Source organism: Methanosarcina sp. A14 (genome assembly GCF_001729375.1).
Lineage (GTDB): Archaea > Halobacteriota > Methanosarcinia > Methanosarcinales > Methanosarcinaceae > Methanosarcina > Methanosarcina barkeri.
On the sequence record NZ_LZPK01000152.1, the window covers coordinates 1 to 2,851 of the forward strand.

Here is a 2,851-nt window from a genome sequence, read left to right on the forward strand (position 1 = left end):
CTGTTCTGGGTTACTGTTCTAGGTTACTGTTCTGGATTACTATTATTTTAGTAATTGTCAAATTTAATTCATTTCTGGTATGTTTCCGTTGTACATTTGGGTGTACTTTTCGGTATATTTTGATATATACTGGACTAATTATTCTTTTTGCTCGCTCTGGATTATTTTTCTATGAGCTACAAGCCCGCCGTCAGCAAGTATCTGAAGAAGGAAATCCGGCAATTTATTTCCCCTGAATGTGCCTTTACCTGAAACCGTAACCTCGCCTTTTAGCAGATAAACCCTGATCTCATCTCCTTCCTGACACTCGATATCGGCTTCAATAAGAGGTAGCCCTACATTGATTGCATTTCGGAAAAAGATCCTTGCGAAAGATTTTGCTACAACACAGGCTATACCTGCATGTTTTAAAGCAAGGGGAGCCTGTTCTCTTGAGGAGCCGCAGCCGAAATTGCTGCCTGCTACAATAATATCCCCTGGTTTTACTTTTTTTGCAAACTCGGGGTCAATGCCTTCCATTGCATGAGCTGCAAAAACCTGCATATCTTTGGTCCGCAGGTATTTACCAGGAATAATTACATCTGTATCGATATCGTTTCCGAATTTCCAGACTCGGCCTATGATAGGGGTTTTCATCGCATTTCACCTGCGAAGTAGGTTTTTTTAATGGTATATCTAGATAGCGGGAAAGTGAAGTAAAAAACTGCAGACCTGACTTAAAATAAAGTTGAAAATAGAATCCAAAAATAAAGACAAAGGAAAAAGAAAGAGAAATAAAGGTGAAGCAGAGTGAGTAATAGTACACTCCGTAGCTTATGCCTTTATTTCTTCTCCATTTAATACGGCTTCTTCACTTACTTTCACTTCTTTTGTCGTATCTCCATAACTCACTACATAAGGTCCCGAAGGTGCAGTATCAAACTGCGTTTCGCCTGTAATCGGGCCATCTGTTGAATAAGGCACTGTAAACTCGTACCTTCCCTGAGAGTCTGCGGTTGTTGACTGCGAGTATCCAAAGGTTCTTCCCTGGTCCGTAAGAATTGTCGTGTTTATATTAACGGTCTCATTGGGGGAAGCTGTGCCTGTTATATTTGCACCTTTGACGTACTCGAAGATTTTTACATATCCGGTGTCTACTTCAGGGAGTTTGCCTCCGTAGAAGTAATTATAGACCTGTTTATATCCGACCTCGTCAGTTTGGTAGGCCTCAGTCTCGTGAACCATACGGTATTGTTTCAAGCCATTTCCGTCAAAAATATGCAGTTTTGCTTCCATGGAATTAAAATATCGGGTAGAAGGTATGCTCTGATATTTGCTACCTGTCCAGTAAGCCTGATAATATCCGTCAGTATCAAGAGTCCAGGCAGGCATTGCCCCAAATATCTCTGTAGCCATTCTGGCATCAGACATTATGTAACGTGAACCCATTTTGTCAGGCCTTGGATCTATGGCTTTGAGTACGGCAGTTGCTTCTTCTTCGGATGGAGCGGTAAAGAAGGTTGCAGCTCCCGGCTGGTTTGTCTCGTTAATACTTACCCTGCGGCCTCCTATTCCTGCCTGGAACGGATTCGCATTTGGCATCCTGTGCCCTATTGTCTCTATGTAGTGCCCGTAGTCCCACCAAGACATAACACCGTATGCAGTGTCTGGATACTGGAACATCTCTCCGTTTGTTGGGGCTTCATAAATGGTATTGTAGTTCATACCAGGGTCCGGGGTGTTTGAGTGGAGCCAATTACAGGCTTCCGTCCAGGGCTCATTAGGCTCGTCTGAGCCAACTGCATATAGCATTGCATATGCACATACCGGATAGATCAGAAATACCACTATAAGCAGGACTGCTAAAACCTGCTGTACTTTGACGAATTTCAATGCTTTCGGGACATCTGCAAGCGATTTTACATCACTTTTGAACTTCTGGTCAAGTTCACTCCATTTTACTTTTTCAAGTAACAATCCACCCAGATATGCACTCAGGATTGAAACGTTTATTGAATAGTAATATGCAAAACGGTTCTGACCGTAAATTGCAAGGAGGATAAAGAAACTCCAGACAAGAACCAGAAATTCCTGAGGCTTTGGCCTTCTAAACAGGTTTGCAGCCAGAATAAGCATTCCTAGAATAGAAGCGAGAAATCCCGTAGTAGTAAAATTTGAAAAAACTTTAGATAGAGTGAAGACGCCATCATTGTAAAATATAGAAGTAGCTTCACCAATTGTGGAAGGTCCTCCCTGTTGAATCCCAAAAACAGTGTTTGGTGCACTTATGATAAGAGAATACAGAGATGGAGATGCGATTTTAATAACAATAAACCCTAGAATGCCAGCTCCGAGAATGATAAGAGGGTAGTAATAAGCCGTCATTTGCTTTCTTTTGAATTCCCTTTCAATAAGACTCAAAGCCGCAAAACCTGCCATTGTCCCAAGAGATGTGATAACATGGAACCAGGAGTAATAATACAGAGAAAAACCCATGTCAGGATGGACAAATGGAAGGATAAGGATTGTACTTACCAGACAGGTGACTATGCCTGTAAACCCAAGGTAGTCACTGGATTCATTCCGGAAATTGTCCAAGATATACTGGAATATAGCATAAACGAGAACGATTAATAAAAATAGTGAGCCTCCGGGCCAGCAAAGCTGGTAAGCTGAGTACATGACTCCAGCCAGAACTGAGTATAGAAAAGGTTCTTTCAGGACAGTGAATTTCTTATTGAACACGTCTTCAAAACGCAGATTTTTTTCCTTTGCCGAAATCAAAGCCAGCATGAAAAACATCATGAATAAAGTACTGAATAGTGACTCTGCAACATGATGATCAGTGAACCCGACCAGTGAACGGGTCAGA

At 41.8% G+C, this 2,851-nt stretch carries 2 protein-coding genes; both read right to left on the reverse strand.

The window, feature by feature from the left end; genetic code table 11:
* Window positions 1-138: 138 nt before the first annotated feature.
* Window positions 139-636 (reverse strand): homoaconitase small subunit, encoded by a 498-nt coding sequence (gene hacB / locus A9239_RS08000; protein WP_048121331.1) that lies wholly within the window; start codon window positions 634-636, stop codon window positions 139-141.
* A gap of 177 nt (window positions 637-813) precedes the next feature.
* Window positions 814-2,851 (reverse strand): oligosaccharyl transferase, archaeosortase A system-associated (locus A9239_RS08005; protein ID WP_069575255.1); only part of this gene is annotated, 2,038 nt, incomplete at its 5' end.